Raw genomic sequence first — 24,292 nt, 5'->3', positions numbered from 1 at the left:
AGCGACCGTCCTCCCCAACGTCCGCGTGCCCCGTAAGGGCCTCACAGGACAAGATGGAGGAGACGATGATCCCTGGCCCGTTCAGCTACCACCGGCCGGCGACGGTGGCCGACGCCGTGAATCTGCTTTCGACGCTCGGCGATGAGGCGCGACCGCTTGCCGGCGGCCACAGCCTGGTTCCGATGATGAAGCTCCGGCTGGCGACACCAGAGCATCTGGTCGATCTGCACGGGGTCGCCGGGCTGAAAGGGATTCGCCGCGACGGCAACGCGGTCGTGATCGGGGCCATGACTACCCAGCACGAGTTGCTGGCCTCCGATGAGATCGCCAAATCACTCCCGATCCTGCGGGAAACCGCGCTGCTGATCGCCGATCCCCAGGTGCGCTACCGCGGCACGATCGGCGGCAATGTCGCTAATGGCGATCCCGGTAACGACATGCCGGCGCTCATGATGACGCTTGGCGCCAGCTACCGGCTCGAAGGCCCCAAGGGTGTGCGCGACGTCGCGGCGACTGATTTTTACCAGGGCGCCTATTTCACTGCACTCGAGCCCGGCGAACTCCTGACCTCGATTTCGGTGCCAGCTCCTGCCGCTGGCCATGGCTACGCCTATGAGAAACTGAAGCGGAAGGTCGGTGACTACGCCACTGCCGCGGCCGCGGTGATGCTCACGATGTCCGGCGGCAAGGTGGCGACCTGTGCGATCGGTCTGACCAATCTGTCGGAAACGCCGCTGCTCGCCAATGCGGCCGCGAAACTGGTGGTCGGCAGCAGCCTCGATGCTGCCACGCTCAAGACAGCGGCTGCGGCGGCCGTCGCGATCATGGCGCCGGCCGCGGATGCCCGCGGCCCGGTCGAATACCGCAAGCATGTCGGCGGCATCATGGTGATACGCGCGCTGCAACGCGCCGCCACCAAAGCAGCCTGAGGGGAGCGATCAGATGGCAAAGACCCACATCACGATGAAGATGAACGGTGTCGAGGTCGAAGGCCTCGTCGAGCCGCGAACTCTGCTGGTGCATTTCATCCGCGAGAACCTGCAGCTCACCGGCACCCATATTGGCTGCGAGACCACGCATTGCGGCGCCTGCACCGTCGATATCGACGGCATGTCGGTGAAATCTTGCACCATGTTCGCGGTCCAGGCCAACGGCTGCGATATTACCACCATCGAGGGCGTGGCCAATGCCGATGGTTCGCTGTCGGCACTGCAGGAAGGCTTCCGCATGATGCACGGCCTGCAATGCGGCTTCTGCACGCCGGGCATGATCGTCCGCGCACAGCGGCTGCTCCAGGAGAATCCGTCGCCGACCGAAGACGAAATCCGGATGGGCATCTCCGGCAATATCTGCCGATGCACCGGTTACCAGAACATCGTCAAAGCCATTCAATACGCCGCCGCCAAGATTAACGGCGTTGAGTTCCAGGAGGCCGCGGAATGAACGACCTGACTCCCACGCGGGAACAACGCACCGTCGCCCTCGAAGGCATGGGCTGCAAGCGCAAGCGGGTCGAGGACATCCGCTTTCACCCAAGGAAGAGGCAACTACGTCGACGACGTCAAGCTGCCCGGCATGTTGCATGGCGACTTCGTGCGCTCGCCGCACGCCCATGCGCGCGTCAAGTCGATTGACGACAGCGAGGCACTGAAAGTCCCTGGCGTGCTCGCGGTCATCACCGCCGAGACGCTGAAGACGGTCAACCTCGCCTGGATGCCGACGCTCGCCGGCGACGTCCAGATGGTGCTTGCCGACGGCAAGGCGCTGTTCCAGAACCAGGAGGTCGCCTTTGTCGTGGCGACCGACCGCTACGCGGCTGATGACGGCATCAACAAGGTCAAGGTCGAGTACGAGCCGCTGCCGCCGCTGATCGATCCGTTCAAGGCGATGGATGCAGATGCGCCGGTCCTGCGCGATGATCTCGCCGGCAAGACCACCGGCGCCCATGGCCCGCGCAAGCACCACAACCACATCTTCGAGTGGACCGTCGGTGATAAGGATCTGACGGACGCAGCTTTCAAGAAGGCTGAAGTGACGATCAAGGAGATGATTTCCTATCATCGCACCCACCCGTCACCGCTCGAGACCTGTCAGTGCGTGTGCTCTTTCGACAAGATCAAGGGCGAACTGACGATCTGGGGCACCTTCCAGGCGCCACACGTGATCCGCACCGTGGTGGCGCTGATTGCAAAGATTCCCGAACAGAAGATCCATGTGATAGCGCCCGACATCGGCGGCGGCTTCGGCAACAAGGTCGGGGCCTATCCCGGCTATATCTGCGCGGCGGTGGCCTCCATTGTCACTGGAAAGCCGGTGAAATGGGTCGAGGACCGCATCGAGAACCTGACCGCGACCTCGTTCGCGCGCGACTATCACATGACCACGGAAATCGCCGCAACCAAGGAAGGCAAGGTCACAGGGCTGCGCGTCCATGTGCTCGCCGACCACGGCGCGTTCGACGCCTGCGCCGATCCGTCGAAATGGCCGGCCGGCTTCTTCAACATCGTCACCGGTTCCTATGACTTCCCAACTGCGCATCTTTCGGTTGACGGCATCTACACCAACAAGGCGCCCGGCGGCGTCGCCTACCGTTGCTCGTTCCGCGTTACCGAGGCGGCGTACTGCATCGAACGCGGGATGGATATTCTCGCGCAGAAGCTGGGAATGGACCCGGCCGAGCTGCGGTTGAAAAATTTCGTCAAGCCGGAGCAGTTCCCCTATCACTCGGCACTGGGTTGGGAATATGACTCTGGCGACTACCACACCGCGATGCGCAAGATGATGGAGTCGGTTGATTATGCTGGTCTGCGCAAACAGCAGGTGGAGCAGCGCGCGGCTTTCAAGCGCGGCGAGACCCGCGAGATCATGGGTCTTGGCGTCTCCTTTTTCACCGAGATCGTCGGCGCCGGCCCATCGAAAAACTGCGACATCCTCGGCATCGCGATGTTCGACTCCTGCGAAATCCGCATGCATCCGACCGGAGCAGGCATCGCGCGGGTCGGCTCAAAGAGCCAGGGCCAGGGCCACGAGACCACCTGGGCGCAGATCATCGCCACCGAGATCGGCATTCCCGCCGACAACATCATGGTCGAGGAGGGCAACACCGATACCGCACCCTATGGGCTTGGCACCTATGGCTCACGCTCGACGCCGGTCGCCGGCGCCGCGATTGCGATGGCGGCGCGGAAAATCAAGGCCAAAGCGCAGATGATCGCGGCCTACAAGCTCGAGGTTCACGAGGACGATCTCGAGTGGGACATCGACGGCTTCCGCGTCAAGGGCCTGCCGGAGAAGGTCATGTCGATGAAGGATATCTGCTGGGCGGCGTATAATTCGGTGCCGCCGGGCATGGAGCCGGGCCTCGAGGCGGTGAGTTATTACGATCCGCCGAACATGACCTATCCGTTCGGCGCCTATATCTGCGTGATGACCATCGATGTCGACACCGGCGTCTACAAGGTCAAGCGCTTCTATGCGCTCGACGATTGTGGCACTCGGATCAACCCGATGATCATCGAGGGGCAGGTCCATGGCGGCCTCACCGAAGCCTTCGCGATCGCGATGGGGCAGGAGATCCGCTACGACGCCGAGGGCAACGTGGTCACGGGCTCGTTCATGGACTTCTTCATGCCGACCGCGGTCGAGACTCCTCATTGGGAGACCGATTTTACCGTCACGCCGTCGCCACACCATCCGATTGGCGCCAAGGGTGTCGGCGAGAGCCCGAATGTCGGCGGTGTGCCGGCCTTCTCCAATGCGGTCAACGACGCGTTCTCTTTCCTTGGTTCGACCCACATCCAGATGCCGCATGATTTTTGGCGGAATTGGATGGCGGCGAAGAACCTCGGCGTGTTCGCAGCCGCATGAGGACCCGGGACGAGATCGCGCAAGCGCTGGGCAGCGCCGGCTATATTGCCGACACCGAGCTCGCGACCGCGATCTCGCTGATGCAATTGCTTCGACGCCCGCTGCTGCTGGAAGGCGAAGCGGGAGTCGGCAAGACCGAAGTGGCAAAGGCACTCGCCGCCGTTCACGCGACCGAACTGATCCGGCTGCAATGCTACGAGGGGTTGGACCAGTCGGCAGCGCTCTACGAGTGGAACTACCAGCGCCAGTTGTTGTCGATCCAGGCCCATCGCGGCGTTGATGCCGATGCCGTCGAGGACCAGATCTTCTCGGAAAAATACCTGCTGGAGCGGCCGTTGCTGGCCGCGATCCGCCGTGACAAGCCGCCGGTGCTGCTGATCGACGAGATCGACCGCGCGGACGACGAATTTGAGGCATTCCTGCTCGAGCTGCTGTCGGACTTCCAGGTCTCGATCCCCGAGCTCGGAACGATCAAAGCAAGCTCGATCCCGCATGTCGTGCTGACGTCGAATGGTACCCGCGAACTCTCCGATGCGTTGCGCCGACGCTGCCTCTACCACTATGTCGACTATCCCGATGTCGAGCGCGAGGCGCGCATCATCATGACCCGTATCGAGGGTACCGGTGCCTCGCTGGCGCTGCAGATCGCGCGCATGGTCGATGGCATCCGTAAGGAAGAACTGCGCAAGGTACCGGGCGTCGCAGAGACGCTCGATTGGGCGGCGGCGCTGGTCGGGCTCGATGTGAGGGATCTGCACGATGCACCCGAAACCGTGCACGAGACGTTGATGTGCCTGCTCAAGACGCAGGAAGACAAGGCGCGGTTGACGCGCGAGGTCAGTGAACGCCTGCTGGGGGAGGTCGCATGAGCTGCTGTGGCGCATCTCCTGATTTCGAAGACATCAACGAGGTCTCTCGCCTCGTCTCGGGCAAACTCGCAGCGTTCCTGCGGACCTTGCGCGACAGCGGCTTTGCGATCGGTCTTGCGGAAAGCCGGGATGCCGCCAGACTGATGGGCGCCGGCTATGCGGCGCGGCCGGGCCTGCTGCGCTCGGCGCTCAAGCATCTGTTCTCGGCGCGGAAGTCCGATTGGGACAAGTTCGACGGCATCTTCGATGCGTTCTGGCTCGGCAAGCGGCTGCGGTCGCGCTCGATCACCATTGGCGCTGCGAAGGCCGCGAACAACCCGTCATTGAAGAGCCTGCCGGGCCAGCCCGCTCAGCCGCGCGAAGGTGGCGATGCGGCGACCGATCAAGCCCCATCGATCGACGGCGCCGACAATGACCGTTCGGGTGAGGGACGCATGGAAGGCGCCTCGCGCGCGGCCAACCTCGCCGAGGTCGATTTCCGAAACATGACCGATTCCGAGCAGGTGGCGCAGGCGCATCTGGCAGCGGCACAATTGGCGCGCGCGATGCGGACGCGGCTGACGCGGCGCGATCTGGCGCGGCGGCGCGGCTATCGGCTCGATCTGCGCCGCACCATTCACAGCAATATCAGCCATGGCGGCGTGCCGATCAATCTGGTGAAGCGGCAGCGCAAGCCGAAGCAGTTGCGCCTGGTGGTACTACTCGACGCTTCCGGCTCGATGAGCATGTACACCGGCGTGTTTCTGCGCTTTGTCCATGGCGTGCTCGATGAGTTTCGCGAGGCCGAGGCCTTCCTCTTCCATACGCGCTTGGCCCATGTGTCCGATGCGATGAAGGAGAGGGACGCGGGCCGCGCGCTCGACCGGCTCTCGATCATGGCGCAAGGCGCCGGCGGCGGCACCAGGATCGGTGAGAGCCTGCAGACCTTCAACCGCTGGCATGCGGCGCGCGTGATCCATTCGCGCACCTGTGTAATGATCGTGTCCGATGGCTATGAGACCGGCGATGCCGCGCTGCTCGGTCGCGAGATGGCCGCGCTTGGCCGACGCTGCCGCCGCATCGTTTGGCTCAACCCGATGATGGGATGGCAGGGCTATACGCCGGAGGCGCGCGGCATCAAGGCGGCGCTGCCGCATGTCGATTTCTACGCGTCGGCCAATACGCTTGCGAGCCTGACCGCACTGGAACCTTATCTTGCGAGGCTTTGAGATGGGCGTGCATGTCGAGGTGATGGATCTGGTCGCGCAGATGAAGGCCGCCGAGCAGGCCTTCGTGCTGGCGACCGTGGTGCGCACGGTGTCGGTGACGGCGGCGAAAGCCGGCGCGAAGGCGATCATCCGCCCTGACGGCAGCATCGTCGCTGGATGGATCGGCGGTGGTTGCGCCAGGGGCGCGGTGCTGAAAGCTGCGCGCGAGGCGCTTGCCGACGGCGAGCCGCGCATGGTGTCGGTGCAGCCGGAAAACCTGCTCGCGGAGCTCGGCGTCAAGCCCGGCGAGAGCAAGGACGGTGTGAGATTCGCCTCCAACATGTGCCCCAGCAAGGGCACGATGGATATTTTCGTGGAGCCGGTTTTGCCGCATCCTTCGCTGGTGATTCTCGGCGCGAGCCCGGTCGCCGTGTCGCTGGCCGGACAGGCGCGCCAGCTCGGCTATCACGTCACGCTCGCTGCACCGGCGTCCGATCTCGTCGCCGCACCCGATGCGCATGTCGTTGTTGACGGTTTTGAACCCGGCGCTCTCAACGACGCTCGTCGTTTCGTCGTGGTGTCGACGCAAGGTAAGGGCGATGAAGCCGCGCTGAAGCAGGCGCTGGCAATCGATGCGGCCTATCACGCCTTTGTCGGCAGCAAGCGCAAGATGGCGGCGCTCCACGACAAGCTGGTCGCCGCGGGCCTCGAGCCAGCCGCGATTAATCGCATCAAGGCGCCGGCCGGGCTCGATCTCGGTGCCATCACGCCGGAGGAGATCGCGATGTCGATCCTCGCTGAAATCACCGTCGAACGCCGCCGTGGTCAGCGTTCTGTCAACCCTGTTGCAAGGAGCTGAGTGCCAATATGCAGATGAACGACAGTCAACGGATTCCGGCCACAAGAGAAAAGGTGTGGACTGCGCTCAACGATCCCGACACCCTCAAGCGGTGCATTCCCGGCTGTCATTCGCTCAAGATGACCTCGCCCAATGAAATGACCGCCACCGTCGTGCTCAAGGTCGGGCCGGTGAAGGCGACGTTCAGCGGCAAGGTCACGCTATCCGATCTCGATCCGCCCAACAGTTATCGCATTTCAGGCGAGGGCGCCGGCGGCATCGCCGGTTTCGCCAAGGGTGGCGCGACCATTACGCTTTCGTCGGAAAGTTCTGCTGCGACTGTTCTCACTTACGCTGTTGATACACAGATCGGCGGCAAGCTCGCGCAGCTCGGCGGCCGGTTGATCGACTCGACCGCGAAAAAACTTGCTAACGAGTTTTTCAAGTCCTTCAGTGAGATTGTTGGTGGCCGAGCGGACGAGCCCGGAGCCTTGGAGGGTTTCAGCGGCAACGACGATGTTTCCACCGAGAATGTGCGTTGAGCTTCCGCACCCGCGCGCGAACGGCTGCTTTCGGCGAACTATCGAGGCCCGGCGTTCCAAGCTGGGCTGCTCCCCGGTAAGAAAACAGGGTCTCAAATAGTGGGTTTCGTGATGTGGTGGCCTCCCAATTTCGAGCCCCCACAAAGGTTGGAGGAGCGTATTGTCTACCGCTGTAGTGGGAGCACTTTGTCTGGAATTCCCCCGTTACGCTCGGCTCTCATTTCGCGCTTGCCTATTTTCCCGACCGCATCAGAAAGATAATCAGGGTGATGATGGCCGTAGGTGTTGAGTAGAACTTCCAGCGACATTCCCAAATAGCCGGCCGCCTGCCACGGGTCCGCGCCGCGCTGCATCAACCAGGTCGCTGCCGTGTGCCGGAGTGTATGAGGCGAGATGCCTGTGCCCAGGCCAGCCAGTCGCACTGCGCTCTTGAAGGCCGTCTTTACAGAGGTTACAGGCCTTCCATTGAATTCGACGAAATGCTTGGCATGGGCGTCGGTTCGGTGCCAACGGCGAAGGTGCGTGAGCAGGCGCGGTGGGATCGGGACCGGTGGTTGCCGCTTGTTCGTCCTCGCGTCGCCTTGTCGTCGTCGATAATAAATGCCGCGATCCAGATCGACAAACGCGCGACCGACAGCCGGGATCGGTGAGGCCGCCGCGATCGCACCAGCTCGGGAGCCGCTGTAAATGCCGATCAGGATGAATCGTGCCAGATGCCGCAAGGGCCGCTTCCCCGTCGCTTCCTTTTCTCCCTTCCGCGGGCCGCGTGACATCTTCTGTATCTCTCGATAGCGGCAACAGGCCCAGATCAGCTTCGCGGCATCGGATCTTGTGAGCCATTTGTCGCGAGGTTCGCCCTTTGCGGGCAGTGTGATCTTGACGATTCCCCGATGATAGCCTTCGCCTGCGTGGTGATTGATGGCTGCGCGCAGATCTTCGAGGTCACGTCTTGAGCCGCCTTTGTTGCCGCGTTCTTTCGCGTATTTGCGGCACTGCTCGCCGTCAACATCGGCAAGCATTGTCGCGCCCCACCAGTCGTTCAGCCGCCCGATCCGGTTCTTGAATTTGCGTATGCCTGGAATTGTCTCTTCATCGTCTTCAGTGACCTTGAATCGATCGCGGAGCTTGGCGAGTTCCGCGTCGAGGTAGATGGACAGCACATCCCCGATCGGAATCGATTCAATGTCCTGGGCCTTGCGTTTGGGGGTGTATTTCGACGCAATGTAGTCTTTCAGCGCTTGCTCGGCGGCCGTAATTTCATCTGCAGCGCAGCCTGTGCTGATATCCCTGCCGCTGTCTCGGATGATCCACGTTGCTCTGTGAGTGATCCTGTCAGCCTTGTCCCGTCGAGCGGCTTTGAGTTGGAGCCTGGCCCCCTTGCTTCGACGCGGCATAATTCCCTCATTCTCTCTATATGAAAGAGTGTCGTATAGTCCTTGCCGGCAATACGCTCGATGATGAGCCTTCCGCGCGCGTTTTCTCTGCGCAATCCGGAAGCTGTCATCGAACCATCGGGAAATGCCACGGCCGCTGCCACAGAAAGACGGAGTGGGTCGTGCAGGCCTATGCGTTCCCGGCGCTTTGGCAGATCGATCATTTTAGCGACATCGCGATCTGCGAAGCACCAATGATGACCGAGTTCTATGTGATCGAAACCGTTGCCTTTCTAACCGTCTGAATTGTGTGTTTGTCTTGAGGTCTCGAGCGGCGACAGAAGTTGGGAATATGTGGCAGCGCCGATCGAGGATAGCACTCCACTTAAAGCGACCATTTTGAAGGATCGTTCCAGGTGTGCTGGACGTATCGAGATCGTCAGTGCCCATTGGCACATACAACCAACCCGTGGGTGACAACTCAATTGCGACAAGCAGCAGCTTGAGCCGGCATGGGCGGGCACGGAGAATGCGAGGGACGGTCGCGCCAACATCATCCTAGGTACGGATATCGATCACTTTTGCGATATGCCTCATTCACGTGTTGCGGTCCAAGTGAATTTGTCATTGACCAATGCCCGCAGCCGTCGCTCGCGCAGACGAAATACGTGGGCCATCGATTGGCCGCTGACTGCGAACCATGCGCCAGCCAACAGACCTCACCAGTCCCGTGCAGCGATATTCGTCGGTTGCTGGACATAGCTCGCGGGATTCTATTGGGCCGGATGTCTTGCCGATACTGGTAGATTTGACAGGTGGTGGATTGGCCTCGACGAGCCGCGTGGGATGCCTCGGTGCGGGGTCTCCCGATGCGGTCAATGTCTGTCCCGTGGCTGCCTCCGTGGACGATTCCCTGCTTATGGACGTGACGACCTATGGGAAGCGCCCCGCCATCTGAAACCCTCGCCAGCTCCTTTTTTCCCCGCCGGCAAACCGGCTCCTCGCGGCCGCTTCGCTGCAAAAAAAGCGCGAGCTCGGGTGCGCCGCTGCGCTTCGCCCCTGACGGGTTCGGTGGCGTTTCGCTCCCCATGACGGTCTCGCCATCGCAGGGGATCGGCCCTGCGGAACAAGGAGACAGACCATGACTGCGATCGGATTCGTCACCCGTACGGACAATGGCGGCTTCAGGGGTGAGCTCAAGACCTTGTCGATCCGTGCCCACATCGACATTGTCCCCAACAGCGGTAAGTCGACTGGGGCTCAGCCGGATTTCCGCATCATCGCGCAGGGAGTCGAGATCGGAGCCGGCTGGGTCCGGCGCGGCGAGAGCAGCGGCAAGGATTACGTCAGCCTGTCACTTGCGGCACCTGAACTTGGGTCCCGCAAGCTCTACGCTAACCTTGGCCGAGCCGTCGGCTTGGGCGATGACAACGGCTTCTTCCTGATCTGGAACCCTGGAGACTAGCTCAAGATTTTCGGCTCCCGCGCTCCACGCGGGAGCCCTTTCTTGTCTCCTGGAGGACAGCGATCGACTGACGTGCCCGTGGACCGAACGAAATTTTCTGCTCGATCGCGCGTTCCGCGCGGGTGCTTTGGAGGAGTTTTCCCATTCTTGTCCACCATGACTGACGGCATGGCCGAACTCACCCGCGAACTTCTTGGCCTCATAGTTGGCCGTCGCTACGACGCCGCGTTTTGCGGGACGATCCAAGGGCGACCGGCTTGCCACGGAGGTCTGGATTGTCCCGTTGTTCAACGGACGCATAAAGGGCGTCCATGTCGATATGGATGATCTTGCGCTGCCGGACCGGCGCAGTTGCCTGGTCGTCATCGTTCTCGATGGTCACGTCCCTAGCCCGGCTGTATCTTCCTTGACGCCGCGGGCGACGATTTGGAGGACTCCGTCGGCAAGCGGCCGCTGCAACTTCAGTGCCTCGTCCGGAGGTGCTGTCATCCAGGCCTCTACCTCGTCCGGCGATGTGAGGATCGCCGGCATCGCTTTCGGGTGAATGGCGCTGACCTCTGCATTGGGCTCCGTCGTGAGGAACGCGTAGAGGTCGTTGGTCGTCTCGCCTTCCTTGACTTTCCGAACGGACGTCCAATTGGTCCAGATACCGGCGAAGCAGGCGAGCGGACGAGTCTCATCGAGCGCGAACCAGATATCGCCACCCTCGGCCTTGTTGAACTCGCTGAAGGAGTTGAAGGGTACCACGCAGCGGTTTTCGGTTCCTAGCCATCTCGTCCAATGCTTGCTCTTCACGTTGCGGATGTTGGTCGTGCCGCCGTCCGGCTCCATTCGAAGCAGCTCCTTGAAATCAACCGCCTTACCCTTCGCTTCGAGCTTTACCACACGCTTCTTGGTTGCTTCCATCAGGGCGTGCTGCGATGACGGCATTCCCCACCGCGCCATCATGAGTTCGCGGCCATCGGCTCCATTGCGCACGATCGGCGCCTTGTAATCGGGAAAAACCCCGGGCATCGGCGCCAGATTACCAACATATCGGTTCACGACGCGAAACAGCGCGCTGATGGCGGCCTGGTTGGTCGTGATCGAGTAGAGATTGCACATCGGTCAGGCTTCGGTCCGCGGGTGGTGCGGTTGCGTAGCCAGTTGTACCAGAGTTGCGGAGGGACGCCGGCCCACCCTGGCACATTTGCGGCAGCGCAGCCGGCTTGCAAGATCATGCACGAAGGTGGTCGGCGGATGCTTCATTGCCGCGAGGTCGGCGTCACTTGGCGTCTTGCAGCGTTCGCATCTGATTTCGAGCCAAGGAAAGCCGCCATTCACGGCCTGGTCGATCGTTGGAGACGGATCGATCGGCTCTCCGTCGGACCACATGCGTTCGTTCCAACTCTCGCATAGCAGCTTGTCCGCCTGCTGGATGAGTGCTTTCCCCTTCGCCCGCATTTCTGCCGATCGGGTGGCCAGTATGATGGCCATTGCTCGCGCCTTGCCAAGCTCTTTGTTCAGAGCCCTGCGGTCGCCGCCCGACAGGGGCGTAGGGTGATACTTCGGGGCCATCCAGACATCCCGGTGCAAAGAGATCAGATCGGCGACCTGGAGCGGGGCTACGGCGTTTCGAATGCCGGCCAGCACCCGTCTTCCTCATGCCTGCCGGTTCGTTGCTGGCAGGTGTTGTCGAGCAGCCGGTGCGCGACATCCTTCCAGATCGCGTTGCGGCCATACAACCGGACTGCATCGGCGGTCTGGATTTCGACGATCCGCTCGCAGCGGTGGCAGGAGATGCGGAGGACGTGGCGCCGAACGTCGGAGAGACGTCGTTGCCGCATCTGGGCATCGGTCGTATCGGCACGAGGATCCTTGAGGACCGATTCCCAGTACTCGGCCGGGAGGGGTGCTTCTGGAGCCGAGGCGGGAATAGCCGGCCTGCGGGCGGCCTCGGCGGCCAGTTTTTCCATCTGCTTCGGGGTCGGCATGCGCCAGCTCGCGGGTCGGTCGGTCATGCCGAATTAGAACATAACAAGAACAAAAGTCGAGTCCGCTCAGGCGGTCGCGGAGAAAAATCGTCCCGTTGGGGACGTCAGGATGTCGGAACCAAGGCCTGCGGATCGTCTTGAATCCGGTATCAGTATCGGAGTTCCCACCACCATGGCCCCCCGCGCTAACTGGAAAGGCTTCCTGCGTCTTTCCCTCGTCACCTGTCCGGTAGCGCTCTATCCGGCCACGTCGGAATCCGAAAAGGTCTCGTTCAACCAGCTCAACCGGAAAACAGGCCACCGGATCAAATATGCCAAGGTCGACGCCGACACCGGCGAGGAAGTCGCCAACGAAGACATCGTCAAGGGCTACAAGGTCGACACCGACACCTTCATCGAGGTGACGAAGGAGGAGCTTGAGAACGTCGCGCTGGAATCGACGCGAACCATCGAGATCGACGAGTTCGTCGACCGCAGCGAGATCGATCCGCGATATCTGATCCGGCCCTACTACCTGTGTCCTGATGGCAAGGTTGGGCACGATGCGTTTGCCGTGATCCGAGAAACCATCCGCGAGATGAACAAGGTCGCTATCGGACGCGTGGTACTGACCAACCGTGAGCACATCATCGCCCTCGAGCCCATGGACAAGGGCCTGATGGGAACGCTGCTGCGCTATCCCTATGAGGTGCGATCCGCGGCCGAATATTTCGACGAAATCCAGGATGTCAAAGTCACCAAGGACATGCTCGATCTCGCCAAGCACATCGTCAATCAAAAGTCGGGTCGCTTCGAGCCTGAGAAGTTCGAGGATCAGTACGAAACCGCCCTCATCGACCTCATCAACAAGAAGCGGGCCGGCAAACCGATCACCGCGAAGGAGCGGCCGCGCGGCGAGAACGTCGTCGATCTGATGGACGCGCTGCGCAAGAGCATTGGCGGGGAGAAAGCAGCAAAAAACTCCAAACCGGCCAAGAAGCCACGCAAGGTCGCAAGCGGTCAGAAGGAAATGCTGATGCCGATCACCGGCAAGAAACCGGCGAAGGAAGCTGCGGCAAAGAAGCCGGCGGCAAGGCCGCAGCGGAAATCAGCGTAGGCCGTCCTGCCGAATTTTGCTGATATAGGTACGGCATGGCATTTCGTGTCCTGATCATCGGCGGCACGGGGCAGGTGGGCGCTGCGGTGGTGCGAGCCCTGGCTGCGGAGCCGTCCTGCGCTGAAGTCGTGATGGTCAATCGACGGGCGATCTCTGTGAGCGCTGATCCCCGTGTGCGGCAGGTGGTGCTGGATACGGCAGCTGCCGAGTTTCCGTCAGATGTGACCAAGCTTGTCCAGAGCATGATTGCGCAGGGCGATCCCGTCTTTGGCGCATGCTGTGTTGGTGTCGGTCAAGGTAGCCTGAAATGGAGCGAGGAGGAGCTAAAGGCGCTTGAGATCGGGGTGGTCGGTGGCTTTGCCCGCGGTTGCCGGGCCGGAGGTATCACGCGGTTTGCTCTGCTCTCGGCCGTGGGAAGCACCTCGAAAAGCAGGATTCGCTGCGTGCGGGTCATGGGGCTCAAGGAAGAGACGGTTCAAGCGGTAGGCTTTCAACGTCTTGCGATCTTTCGCCCGGGAATCATCGCGGGCAATGCGCACACGCCGAGCTATGTCGCCTGGCTCGGCCGTTTGATTCCGGGGAGGTTTGGCGCGATCGAGCAGGACGATATCGCTCGCGCCTTTGTCGCTGAGTTCGTCGGTGGGTCGACCCAAACCGGGGTCGTCCATTTCGAGAACGCGGCCATAAGACAGATGTCTCGTACGCTCAAATAGCCATCGCTTCCCGATCAGGGGCATTCCGGGCAGCTATCGCCGATCGAGTCCAGCACGTCGCGAACCTCTGCCACCGCTTCGTCAGCGGAGATGCCCGCTGGTGGATCTTTACGGGCGAAATCGATGGCGCGATCCCGCGCATGCGGATCGGCGCGATCCTGCATCCAGCCGTGCTCCTCGCACTCGCGGATGGCGCCCGCTTCGTGGAGCACGTGGATCGCCCATCCGCGCAACGTCGGTATCGCCGGCCTTCGTTCGCTCGTCATCAACATTGAAACCGCTCCTGACAGACGAATCGCTGTGTCCGCCATTCGTTCCCTTCCTATCACATGGCTGGGATTCGCGACGACGCGAGCTCGAGGATTGAAGTCCGATGAGCAGTGGCGCTCCGTTCGCTTCAGTCTTGCGCGTCTGCAGTCGATAACGACCGAAGACCGACGCTGCGAACCGGGAAAGCACCAGGCCAGGTGAGAAAGAGTTGAAGAGATTCCTTTCCAAGGCGCAAATCAGTGACGCGACGACAATGGCTCGCAACGAGATCCAGATTCGTCAAACTTGGTCATGGTGCCTTTGTCCAGGCGCGTGCGGCGATGGCCGCACCGGGCTCTTGTGAACCGAGCCGCGTGGCGTCTCGGCCATCCGGCTTCGATCCCTCGCGGAAACACATGACGATCACGTGCGCGATATATCGCAATATATAATGTGTCGCTCGCCGGAGGCACTCGCCCGCGGGCCCCGCCGTCATTGCATGCCGGCGTCGCTATCACTGTCCCGCGTTCGGGCGCCTTGTTAACCGGTCTCGCGACTGCAGTCGCCTCGGTGCCCGCGGTCATTGCATGCCCGCGTCGCTATCACTGCCCTGTCGGCGGCTGCCTTCCTGATTTTCTCACTCTTGCCTTGGGCGTCTTCTCTCTCGAGCTGCTCGCCACTCTCATGGTTGAGATCTCAGGGGCTCCGCCCCTCGCGCGCACCAGGGTGAAGCGCCGTCTGGCGCCGGCGCCGCCCCGAGCGGTCTCCCCGGTCTTCCGCGCTTTTCTCACTCCGCCGACTTTGGACGACAATGCGCGCGCTTGTGCAGACCCGCTTCTCGCGAAGCGGCCCTTATCGGGCGGGTGAACCCCCTCCGCTCGGGTCGCCCTGGCACTTGCTACCCCCGGTCTCGCCGACGGGCAGGGGCGCAGGCGCGGAGTGCGCCCTGCACCCATGGAAGCAAAAGGAAGAATGATCATGTCGGCAAAATCAGTTGAAATCATCTCCGCGAGCGGAACGGAGATTTTCATTCCGCTCAACAAGCTCAAGAAGTCGCCGAACAATGCGCGCAAAATGCCGCACAGCGAGACAGCGATTGAAGGCTATGCGGCGAGTATCGCCGCCAAGGGCATCCTTCAGAATCTGGTGGTTGAGCCGGAGTTCGATGGAGAGGGAGCGGCTACCGGGTTCTATCTCGTGACCATCGGGGAGGGCAGGCGGCTTGCTCAGCTCCTCCGGGTCAAGCGGAAGGAGATCAGGAAGACGGAGCCGATCCGCTGCATCGTCGATACCGCGAACGATCCGCACGAAATCAGCCTGGACGAGAACGTCACCCGCGAGAACATGCATCCCGCCGACCAGTTCGAGGCGTTCAGGAATCTGGCGGAAGAACGCGGGCTCGGCGTGGAAGAGATCGCAGCCCGCTTTGGCGTGACGGCGCATGTCGTGCGGCAGCGCCTGCGGTTGGGGGCGGTTTCGCCCAAACTGGTGCAGCTCTATCGCGAGGGCGATCTGACCCTCGAGCAGCTGATGGCCTTTGCCATCGTCGACGATCATGCCCGGCAGGCAGCGGTCTATGATCGGCTGTCTTATGACCGGGATGCCTCTACGATCCGTCGCCTGCTCACCGAAGCCCATGTCGCGGCCACGGATCGCCGCGCGCGTTTTGTCGGGCTCGAGGCCTATACGGAAGCGGGCGGCACGGTGCTGCGCGACCTCTTCACCGAGGATCGCGGCGGCTATCTGGAAGACGTTTCACTGCTTGATCTGCTGGTGACGGCAAGGCTTGGCCGCGAGGCGGATGCCTTGCGGGCGGCGGAGGGATGGAGGTGGACGGAAGCCCATCTCGACTTCCCGCATGCCCACGGCATGCGGCGCGCCTACCCGCATCCGGTCGAGCTTTCGGCGGAGGATGAGACCGCCCTTCAAGCCGCCCAAACCGAGTTCGACCGGCTGACCGAACAACATCAGACGGCCGAGGAGCTGCCTGACGAGGTGGACGCGCGGTTTGGCGAACTGGAAGCCGAAATCGAGCGGCTGGAAGCAAAACGGCAGGCCTACGATCCCGACGACGTCGCGCGCGGCGGCGCGTTCGTGGTCCTCAATCACGACGGCACGGTCCGGATCGAGCGCGGCTTTATTCGTCCGCAAGACGAGAAACCCGAGGCCGAAACCGGGCCGGAAAGCGATGCCGAGGCGCGGGATGAGGACGACCGGGGAGGCGAGGAAGCCGCGCCGGATGGCGAAGACGACGAGGGTGCGAGCGACGAGGAGGACGAGGACCAGCCGCTGTCCGATGCTCTTGTTCGCGACCTTACCGCGCACCGCACCTTGGGGCTGCGCCTCAATTTGAGTGAGCAGCCTGACGTCGCCATCGTGGCGGTCACCCATGCGCTCGTCGCGCAAATGTTCTATTTCGGGGCCAATGCCCATGTGGTCGCCATCCAGCCGGTGAAGACCGATCTCGCTGTACACGCGGACGGGATCGAAGACACGCCGGCAGGCAAGGCGTGGTCGGATCGCCATGCCAATTGGGCACGGCAGATGCCCAAAGACGTTGCCGGACTGTGGGATTTCGTGACCGAACTCGACCACGACAGCCGCATGGCGTTGTTCGCGCATTGCGTCTCCCTGACGGTCAATGCGGTCAAATTGCCATTTGACCGGAGGCCGCGTGCTCTGGCAGCGGCCCGCCGTTTGACCGAGGCCGTGGCCCTCGACATGACCTCCTACTGGCGCCCGACGGTGCGCAGTTATCTCGGCCGCGTCACCAAGGCGGGTATTCTGGAGGCCGTCCGCGAAGCCGTCAGCGAGGAGGCGGCCGAGCGTATGTCGGACATGAAGAAGGCCGACATGGCGCAGGCCGCGGAGCAGCTGTTGGCCGCAACTGACTGGCTGCCGTCGCTGCTGCGGACGACCGCGCCGCAGGGGCAATCCGCAATGCAAAGCGAGGCGCAAGGCGGTGTATCCCAAGCGGAAGCTGCGGAGTAAAACCAGAGCTGGGGCCACGTGCGTGGCCCAGCAAAGTCCAAATTTGCGGCCGCGCACCTGACGGTGCGCGGCCGATTCCTTGGATGCAAAGCGGCGATTTTCCACGCAAGCCCTTCCTTCGATCGGGCACGATTCCCGATCACCGCCGATTGCTGCAGCCGTGGTGGCTGTATCCCGGCTCCTTCGACCTTTACCGACGAGGCGTAGATCGGGCCGGGAAGTGCGGATCTTGGTCTTGCCGGCGCGCATCGAGCGCCCATTCCGGGGTAATTCTGGTGGTGCGATCGGTTCCTGTGCGAATATGTGGCCGGGTTCCTCGCGGTGATCCAGCTGCGTCCTCACTGCGATTGATGCGCGGACATTGGCTTTTCTTCGACCGATCCAGCCGCTGTCTGATGCTGCGAGGGGGGCGGTCGCCACGAAAATCTCGTTCAGATCAGTCATGGGCTCGCGTCCAACGCAGTCTCGATTGGGCTGATCAAGCCCGAGGGGCGGCAAGGGCCTCGATCGCCTTCCCGCAACGGCTGCGCCTGCTTTTTTCCCCTGCCGCCAAGCGGCGGCATTCCTCGCGAAAGACAAAAAAGCAGGCTTTCGCCGTCCTCCGCTGGCGCTGCGGGCCTTGTGGCTGCGGGCCGATCGCTCCCCGGGCAAGGGATCGCCATCGAGGCTGCGATGGACGCGGCCCGAGCAAAACAGACGGAGATTATCATGGCGACCATCGGCACTTTCACCGCTTCCGACACCGGCTACGCCGGCTCGATCAAGACGCTGACGCTCAACATCAAGGCAAAGCTCGTCGCATCCGAGAAGGACAACGACAAGGCTCCCGACTACCGCATCTTCGCAGGCGCAACCGAGTTCGGCGCCGCCTGGAAGAAGATCGCCCGCGACAGCGAGCGCGAATATCTCTCGGTCAAGCTCGACGATCCGAGCTTCCCGGCCCCGATCTACGCCTCGCTGGTCAAGGTCGAAGGCGATGAGGGATTTACCCTCATCTGGTCCCGCCGCAACGGCGACTGACCCTGACGGATCATCGGCCCCGCCTCCTCGGAGGCGGGACTTTTTTGCGTTTCTTGCGCCGCTTTGAAGGAAGGCAGAAGGGTATTCTTGCGTTCAGAAAAAGGGGCTTCGCCGCTCGAAATAATGCGATCGACCGGATCGATTTTGGGGCAGTGTCTTCGGCTGAGTGATCGGAATTTTGCGTCGGATCGAGCTCTGATTTTCGATTTCCACGCGTGCTATTTCGCTGGTCTAACGAGCCACCATGACGTGTCCACTCTTGCTCCGAGAGCTCGAATTGTCTCTCGTTTGTCGAGTGAAAGGCCTCAATTCATGTCGGTCCGACTGAACGTAGGGTGGATCGACTTGGCAATTTGAGCAAAGCCTGACCAACGAAGCCTGAGGAGGGAGCAGGTTAGGGCGCATGGCAAGATAAAAGCACTGTCGCCGAAGTCCGGCTAGGTGCTTGTCTGCACATCCAAGAGTTGTCGCCATTCGCGCGCTACGTATCGCCACAGCGTGCTCAAGTGGTGCAGTCTTTTCGTGAAATTCGTCTGCATGTTCCGTTAGGGTTTGTCGTGCGGAGAATTCCGGAATCTCGCCGGTCGCGGCGCAAGCGAGTATCTCGGAATGGGCCCTTCATGTCGACAGAGTGCGCCGCGCAACGGTCGCCTCCACGCCACGTCCAACTGTTCTCAGGACCGTTCGATCGGTCGCCAGGGTATGGCACCCCTCGAATCTTCTCGGAGTTGGCGTGCGGGCGCTCTTTGAAGGGCCGAGGGAACTAGAGTGATGAGACGCGGGCTTGAATCGATCGCTTGACCGCGCGTTCGATCCAGCCTGCAATATGTCGTAGAACGGCCCGTAGGCTTCACTTCCGATAGGTTCTAGGCATCCATGTCAGACTGGCTCTCTTCCGCGCTCGATTACATCCCCGCATGGATTGACTATCAGCGGGAACTATTCGATCAGCCCGGTGTTTCGCTGGCGATCGCTCACAAAGGTCAGGTGCTGCTCGAACACGCGAGCGGCATGGCCGATCTCGCAACCCGCGAACCACTTACCCCCCGTCATCGCTTCCGCGTCGCCTCGCACTCGAAGACGTTCACGGCGGCCGGGATCATGTTGTTGCGCGAGCGCAATAGGATCCGGCTTGACGACCGCCTGGGTGAGTATCTGGCAGATCTTACGCCGGAGGTTTCCGACGCCACCATTTCGCAGCTGCTCTCGCATGCCGCGGGCCTGACCCGCGACGGGCCCGACAGCGGTCAGTTCTCGGACCGCCGGCCCTTCCTCAGTGAGACGGAGTTTCGCGCCGATCTCTCCGCGCCACAACCGCTCGCGCCCGGCGTCACGTTCAAATACTCCAATCACGGCTTCGCGTTGCTAGGCAAAGTCATCGAGAAGGTGACCGGTGAGCCATATGGTCGGTGGATCTATGATCAGGTCGTCGTCTCGGCCGGCCTGACGGAGACGACACCCGACTTCGATCCGACCGTCTGCCGTCCATTCGCCCGTGGCCACTCGACGCGCCAACCCTATGGTCGGCGCTTCGTCATTCCCGGGGACAACGTGACGAATGACATGGCCTCGGCCACAGGCTTTACGGCGACCGCCGGCGACCTCGCGCGGTTTTTCGGCCAGCTTTCTCCCGGCGCCCAGTCGAGCATATTGACGGTGGCAAGCCGCCGCGAGATGACCCGGCGCCATTGGCGCGATGCCCACTCTCAGCTGGAGCGCTACTACGGTCTAGGCACGATTTCCGGTCCGCCGGGGCCGTGGAGTTGGGTCGGTCATGCCGGTGGTTTCCAGGGAACCTTGACGCGCACGGTGGTTCTGCCGGAGCAGGGTATAGCGATCAGCATCCTTACCAACGCCATAGACGGTCTCGCGAACGTCTGGTTCGAGAGCGTGATCCACATACTAAAGACCGTCCACGATCTCGGAGTCCCCGGACTCGAAACCGCTCACTGGCGTGGCCGCTGGTGGACCCTGTGGGGGCCGTTGGATTTGGTACCCGGCAAGGACAAGGTGTTGGTTGCGACGCCAGGCCAACTGTCTCCATTCCTGGATGCGACCGAATTGAGCCCGTCTGGTATCGACAGAGCGATCGTTGCGTCGGCGCAGGCATTTGGCGATCTCGGTGAGGCCTGCCGCCTAGTCCGCGGGCCTGCTGGCAACATCGAGGCAGTCAGAATCGGCAGCAAGCACCTGGTGACTGAACACGCGATCAAATCTGAAGTGCAACATCGGTATCAACCGAGCTCGCACGCAACTTAGACAGCGATCCGTTGTCGTTCCATCGCCTGTAAGGCTTCCTGAAGGCGAGGTCGGGTCAATAGTTTTATGCCCGATCTATGGCAGATCTTACCAAGGCTATCGCGCGTTCGAGCCGGCTGAATAGAAGTGCGAGGTCCTCCGGAGTTGCCTCTTCCATTCGCAGCGTTTCCGCACTCAACGTGTTTCTCACGAGTTCATCAATCGAAACGATGTTCTCCGTTGCGTCGCCAACTTCACCAAGAACATTCGATAGCTCTGGGACAATCTCGCCACGTGGCGTGATGCGTACCGACAGCCTAGTTTTCGAGAGTAAGATTTTCTCGACAGTCTCTGCCGGCAGATCGACGGCCGAAACAACTGCCCCGTCCAATCGATACCCAAACCGGTACACACCGGCGTGCAGCGAAGCCACATCGGGTGCTTCAATGAACGGCTCTAGGTCTGACACCTGAGGCTTCATGACGTTTCGATAGTTGCGCGCTGTCCATATCGCAAAAAAGAGACAATATGGACTATATTCCCTAGAGACTATATGCCCCATGGTGCCCGATCCTGCAATGCAGGATTGGTGCAGCATCGTAGGGGGAAATGTGCGACGGCTGCGGCAATCGAGGCGCATGACGCAAGAGGAACTCGCATTCGAGGCCCAAATAGATCTAACGTACGTCGGTGGCATTGAGCGGGGCCGTCGAAATCCCAGTTTGTTGGTTATGGCGAGAATCGCGCGGGCGCTCTCCGTTCCCCTCACTAAGCTATTTGTGGAATCCTGAAATCGGAAAAGGCAGCGAGGTTACGTGCACCTCTGCCGGACCTTGGTTGGCGCGCGCGCTACGTTTGTTCTCAAGGGGGCCAGGGTAGGCCTCCGAAAGCACGGGAGCTTTATTGGGTGGTTCGGTAGAAGGGGGGGCCTGTCCAGAACGCCTCACTCACGCCAGCGCTGGCCCCCTTTTTTCTGGATTGGCGTAGGGGCGATCCGCGGTAATTTTATCGGCGCCCGCGCTTTTCAATGATGAACCAAGCAAGCACCGCTGACGCACCAGAGGCCAAGGCACTTTGCTCAGTATGGGCGCGATCAAACGGTGAGAATGCCACCAGCAGACACATTAGAGCAAACCAAATTGCCCCGATGGTTTGGGCTGGGGCGCGCGGAACAAGTTTCATGTCAGCTCTTCTCGATTAATACGTTATATCCGCGCTCCTTTGACGGGCTATCCTGCGGGACAGATGCAGGATCGTGTTCGATGCGCTTTGATATGAATAATCATCTACGGAGTAGATGTAGGAGCCATCCTGAATCGTCGCCCTCTTGATAAGCTTTGCGCCCAAAAAGGTCGCTAAGTTTACCATCGTTTCTTCGAGCTTTTCGCGCTGTGGAATCCGTGCGTTCTCTGTAGTGGCTGCATATGTGCCTTCCATAACCACGACGATTTTTGCGCTTCTCTTCGCACTCACGTAAGCAACACTCCTCCGGGAAATAGCATCTGATGCCTGCGCCTGATCATCCCCAGCAACATACCGGCGGCTTGCGGCCATCGTCATCGCAACTTTTGTTCGATGAGGCATGAAGCCGCAATGGTCGGGCGAAAACCCTAACCATCGGATGTCACCGCGTAGGATCGAAAAGGGCGGCCGAGGGGAGTCGACTGCCCTAGAATTGTTCACACATGCGGCTCCGGGATCTCGATCCTGTGACGCTCGGCTAATCGATTACTGGCGGCGGTAATGGCACAGCCGCTAGAAACTTCATTTCCAAAAACATTCGTCAAGGGCGGAGTCGTCTTGGCGAGGCACGACGATATCGTGCTTGCTGCGAGTTACGGAATTTGGTGGGCGACGTCGAGGCCGCGGATATATCGAGAGGAATTGCGAATCTAGAGGGGAGCTACCCAGATGCCGTTGTTCAGTGCTTGCTTTTGGACGACGTCTATCCCGATTTTTAGATCGGCGGCCAAGTCGTAGACATCATTTTCCGTGAGGCGACCTCGATGGGCCTTCGCTCGGATTAGATTGCGCGGCGCCGTCAGTTCGGCAGCGAACGCGCGATTGGCTTGTTGGTCGCGGGTGACTGCAGACGTGAGGAGCCGACTTTCATTCTGTGTGTCAGCTGCCCAACCCGAGAAGATGGCGCGCGCTGCGGCAAAGCGCCTCTTGCTCTCGGTCCCTTGCAGAAGCGCCACCTTCAGCTCACACTCGTCGCGCGTGACCGCACCGGTAACGGTCAACTCATCGTCGTTCCGGATGCCTTCGGATCGGCGGCGGGTATCGACCTGGAGCAGCTCGAAAACTTTGCTGGCGCCGGAAGGATCGGTGTCTTTGATGTTGAACCTCCGCCTCAGTAGCTCGGCGGCACGAACTCCGCGACGATACGCCGGAGCCTCCACGACATCTTTAGGTGCTTGAAACGTCCCTAGCGGCAATAGCGTGGATATCGAGGCGTCCTTTGTTAGCGCTACAGCACGCTCCGCCACCGTCGCAACGGCCTCAAACGTTTGCTTAGTACAAACGAGGCAAAGGTCCATCAGTAGCCGGTCGCCTAGGGTCGGCAGCAATCGTTCGATGAGCTTTGCGGTGCGTTCTTCAACGTCATAAGGTGACAATCCGAGGGCGCCGACGTATCTACAGAATTCCGCTTCATCAGGGTCGGTACTGGAGATCAGATGCCATGCATCTTGCAGGTAGGTATCTTTGATTCGGAAGTCGTCAAGGCGAGCAACTACGTCGCCGACGAACTTTGCTAGTACTGTTTCAACAACGTCGCGCGGAAGTGTCTCGCGTGCTCCGTGCAGGAAACGAACGTCAGCCAGCTGAACGTCTCTCGCGCCCGCAGAAATTTGCACCGAGCGACCCATCGGGACGATCAGAAGCCGTGGAAGCGCGAAGCCGTGCTGTGCTGTGAGCAGCGAGTGACGCGAGAGGAAGTCAACGTTCGGCTCATCGTCCTCGCTCTTTCGAGGCTCCCAGAGCAGGGGCCACCAGTTTTCCGCGATCCATTCGGCAAGATAATACGCGGGGATTTCTAGGTGGCGGGACCGCTCACCATCGTCTTCCCTGAACTCGGTCACGAAGTGGCGTTCGAGCTGGATCTCGAGGCGAGACATAGTCGCCTCCGTTTCCGACATCCTGACATCGGAGGAAGGCTGCAACCACGATACGGAAATCTCAAAACTCATGCTGCAACCCTACCGGCAATCCGGCCGGCTCTACGGGGTAAGCGTGGTAGGTGCCGGCGGTTCCGGTATTGGTACAAGCTTCGTACCATTGATCTCCCTCCCTGTGCCAGACACGTCTTGGAAAGCCGTTAACCCAGTCCTCCGAGACGCGGCGAGCTCGTATAGCCTCCCGTAGGGCTCTCCCTGCCTCCGGCAGGCTAAATATCCGCGGGCACGGGGTCGCAGGCTTCACCCGACGGCGAAGCCGGCCGTTTTCAGGGCAATGGTACGGGCTGGGAGCATACTTGGCCCCTACAGCGGCAGTTTCAAGCTCCGTATCTGGCACCTGCCTAGCCAAGATCTTGTGTTTGTTCGGGAATTGCCCAATTCTTTGCTTTGGTCGTTTCACAGGCGTGTTCCACCCCACTCCAACCACCATAGGGTGCATGTTGGAACCGCTCCGGTAAAGCGGAATAAGAGCCGCGTGTGCAACCGTCTTTGGTATGCCGCGCCTCCGTATTGCGTATTGGGAAACTTTGGAAATTAAGGGAAATCTTACGTGCGGCACGCTGCCGGATCGAAATTAGTTCTAAGTGCTTGGTTTTGCTTCCGACCCTCGGAATCGAAATCCGTGGGTCGGCCGGCAGCTAGATCGCGTTGGATCGTTGGGAAGCCTGCCCAAAAGGCACTTAGTTGCCGGA

The 24,292-nt window shown here is 61.1% G+C and carries 22 protein-coding genes and 2 pseudogenes; 15 read left to right on the top strand and 9 right to left on the bottom strand.

Annotated features, from left to right (window positions below):
• Positions 1–65: 65 nt before the first annotated feature.
• The 7 genes and pseudogenes from ACVIGB_RS18755 to ACVIGB_RS18725 all read left to right on the top strand — a co-directional run bounded on the left by ACVIGB_RS18755 (position 66) and on the right by ACVIGB_RS18725 (position 7,303).
• Positions 66–929 (top strand): FAD binding domain-containing protein, encoded by an 864-nt coding sequence (locus tag ACVIGB_RS18755; protein ID WP_456721520.1) that lies wholly within the window; start codon positions 66–68, stop codon positions 927–929.
• A gap of 13 nt (positions 930–942) precedes the next feature.
• Complete coding sequence (locus tag ACVIGB_RS18750; protein ID WP_092124252.1) at positions 943–1,443, top strand: (2Fe-2S)-binding protein; 501 nt, start codon at positions 943–945, stop codon at positions 1,441–1,443.
• A pseudogene (locus ACVIGB_RS18745) lies at positions 1,440–3,867 on the top strand (aerobic carbon-monoxide dehydrogenase large subunit). Before ACVIGB_RS18750 ends, ACVIGB_RS18745 begins: the two are co-directional and overlap by 4 nt.
• The gene (locus ACVIGB_RS18740; protein WP_456721522.1) at positions 3,864–4,736 is read left to right on the top strand and encodes an AAA family ATPase; all 873 of its coding nucleotides are present in this window, start codon (positions 3,864–3,866) and stop codon (positions 4,734–4,736) included. The pseudogene ACVIGB_RS18745 and the gene ACVIGB_RS18740 overlap by 4 nt, the downstream one beginning before the upstream one ends.
• Positions 4,733–5,944 (top strand): vWA domain-containing protein, encoded by a 1,212-nt coding sequence (locus ACVIGB_RS18735; protein ID WP_456749181.1) that lies wholly within the window; start codon positions 4,733–4,735, stop codon positions 5,942–5,944. Before ACVIGB_RS18740 ends, ACVIGB_RS18735 begins: the two co-directional genes overlap by 4 nt.
• A 1-nt stretch (position 5,945) precedes the next feature.
• Positions 5,946–6,782, top strand: coding sequence for an XdhC family protein (locus ACVIGB_RS18730; protein ID WP_456725141.1), 837 nt, complete (start codon positions 5,946–5,948; stop codon positions 6,780–6,782).
• Between the two features lie 8 nt (positions 6,783–6,790).
• Positions 6,791–7,303 (top strand): SRPBCC family protein, encoded by a 513-nt coding sequence (locus tag ACVIGB_RS18725; protein ID WP_456721523.1) that lies wholly within the window; start codon positions 6,791–6,793, stop codon positions 7,301–7,303.
• 164 nt (positions 7,304–7,467) lie between these two features.
• Here ACVIGB_RS18725 and ACVIGB_RS18720 read toward each other — a convergent pair whose 3' ends face one another.
• A complete protein-coding gene (locus tag ACVIGB_RS18720; RefSeq protein ID WP_456721524.1) occupies positions 7,468–8,697 on the bottom strand; it encodes a tyrosine-type recombinase/integrase in 1,230 nt (409 codons plus the stop codon).
• Positions 8,698–8,858: 161 nt separating this feature from the next.
• On the opposite strand from ACVIGB_RS18720, the gene ACVIGB_RS18715 reads away from it, so the two are divergent.
• Positions 8,859–8,981, top strand: coding sequence for a hypothetical protein (locus ACVIGB_RS18715; RefSeq protein ID WP_456721525.1), 123 nt, complete (start codon positions 8,859–8,861; stop codon positions 8,979–8,981).
• An 836-nt stretch (positions 8,982–9,817) separates the two neighbouring features.
• A complete protein-coding gene (locus tag ACVIGB_RS18710; RefSeq protein WP_456721526.1) occupies positions 9,818–10,141 on the top strand; it encodes a DUF736 domain-containing protein in 324 nt (107 codons plus the stop codon).
• Positions 10,142–10,299: 158 nt separating this feature from the next.
• Here the strand turns inward: ACVIGB_RS18710 and ACVIGB_RS18705 are convergent.
• The 4 genes and pseudogenes from ACVIGB_RS18705 to ACVIGB_RS18690 form a co-directional block, all read right to left on the bottom strand.
• Positions 10,300–10,454: pseudogene (locus ACVIGB_RS18705) on the bottom strand (Y-family DNA polymerase); the annotation flags it as partial.
• A gap of 65 nt (positions 10,455–10,519) precedes the next feature.
• Positions 10,520–11,245, bottom strand: a complete 726-nt coding sequence (locus ACVIGB_RS18700) for an SOS response-associated peptidase (RefSeq protein WP_456721527.1) — start codon at positions 11,243–11,245, stop codon at positions 10,520–10,522.
• 3 nt (positions 11,246–11,248) lie between these two features.
• Complete coding sequence (locus ACVIGB_RS18695; RefSeq protein ID WP_456721528.1) at positions 11,249–11,698, bottom strand: hypothetical protein; 450 nt, start codon at positions 11,696–11,698, stop codon at positions 11,249–11,251.
• 47 nt (positions 11,699–11,745) lie between these two features.
• Complete coding sequence (locus ACVIGB_RS18690; protein ID WP_456721529.1) at positions 11,746–12,141, bottom strand: hypothetical protein; 396 nt, start codon at positions 12,139–12,141, stop codon at positions 11,746–11,748.
• A gap of 145 nt (positions 12,142–12,286) precedes the next feature.
• Here ACVIGB_RS18690 and ku point away from each other — a divergent pair, with 145 nt between their 5' ends.
• On the top strand, positions 12,287–13,210 hold the full coding sequence (gene ku / locus ACVIGB_RS18685; protein ID WP_456721530.1) for a non-homologous end joining protein Ku: 924 nt from the start codon (positions 12,287–12,289) through the stop codon (positions 13,208–13,210).
• 35 nt (positions 13,211–13,245) lie between these two features.
• Positions 13,246–13,923 (top strand): hypothetical protein, encoded by a 678-nt coding sequence (locus ACVIGB_RS18680; RefSeq protein ID WP_456721531.1) that lies wholly within the window; start codon positions 13,246–13,248, stop codon positions 13,921–13,923.
• A gap of 14 nt (positions 13,924–13,937) precedes the next feature.
• Here ACVIGB_RS18680 and ACVIGB_RS18675 read toward each other — a convergent pair whose 3' ends face one another.
• Positions 13,938–14,195, bottom strand: a complete 258-nt coding sequence (locus ACVIGB_RS18675; RefSeq protein ID WP_456721532.1) for a hypothetical protein — start codon at positions 14,193–14,195, stop codon at positions 13,938–13,940.
• A 955-nt stretch (positions 14,196–15,150) separates the two neighbouring features.
• Between ACVIGB_RS18675 and ACVIGB_RS18670 the strand changes: the two genes are divergently transcribed.
• From ACVIGB_RS18670 to ACVIGB_RS18660, 3 genes are all read left to right on the top strand, one after another.
• Positions 15,151–17,163: a chromosome partitioning protein ParB gene (locus tag ACVIGB_RS18670; RefSeq protein ID WP_456725142.1), complete on the top strand. Its 2,013-nt coding sequence runs from the start codon at positions 15,151–15,153 to the stop codon at positions 17,161–17,163.
• A 708-nt stretch (positions 17,164–17,871) separates the two neighbouring features.
• Positions 17,872–18,183 carry a DUF736 domain-containing protein gene (locus ACVIGB_RS18665; protein ID WP_456721533.1) on the top strand — a complete coding sequence of 104 codons (312 nt, stop codon included), beginning with the start codon at positions 17,872–17,874 and terminating at the stop codon, positions 18,181–18,183.
• 876 nt (positions 18,184–19,059) lie between these two features.
• Positions 19,060–20,442, top strand: a complete 1,383-nt coding sequence (locus ACVIGB_RS18660; protein ID WP_456721534.1) for a serine hydrolase domain-containing protein — start codon at positions 19,060–19,062, stop codon at positions 20,440–20,442.
• Between the two features lie 64 nt (positions 20,443–20,506).
• Here ACVIGB_RS18660 and ACVIGB_RS18655 read toward each other — a convergent pair whose 3' ends face one another.
• Complete coding sequence (locus ACVIGB_RS18655; RefSeq protein ID WP_456721535.1) at positions 20,507–20,902, bottom strand: hypothetical protein; 396 nt, start codon at positions 20,900–20,902, stop codon at positions 20,507–20,509.
• Positions 20,903–20,981: 79 nt separating this feature from the next.
• Between ACVIGB_RS18655 and ACVIGB_RS18650 the strand changes: the two genes are divergently transcribed.
• Positions 20,982–21,212, top strand: a complete 231-nt coding sequence (locus ACVIGB_RS18650; RefSeq protein WP_456749180.1) for a helix-turn-helix domain-containing protein — start codon at positions 20,982–20,984, stop codon at positions 21,210–21,212.
• A 406-nt stretch (positions 21,213–21,618) separates the two neighbouring features.
• On the opposite strand, the gene ACVIGB_RS18645 is transcribed toward ACVIGB_RS18650, so the two are convergent.
• Positions 21,619–21,981, bottom strand: a complete 363-nt coding sequence (locus ACVIGB_RS18645; RefSeq protein WP_456721536.1) for a hypothetical protein — start codon at positions 21,979–21,981, stop codon at positions 21,619–21,621.
• Between the two features lie 332 nt (positions 21,982–22,313).
• Positions 22,314–23,612, bottom strand: coding sequence for a hypothetical protein (locus tag ACVIGB_RS18640; RefSeq protein WP_456721537.1), 1,299 nt, complete (start codon positions 23,610–23,612; stop codon positions 22,314–22,316).
• Between the last annotated feature and the right edge of the window lie 680 nt (positions 23,613–24,292).

It is taken from the genome of Bradyrhizobium sp. USDA 4341, from assembly GCF_054063755.1.
The sequence above is the reverse complement of the archived record's forward strand: the minus strand, read 5'-3'. Positions and strand labels throughout refer to the sequence as shown.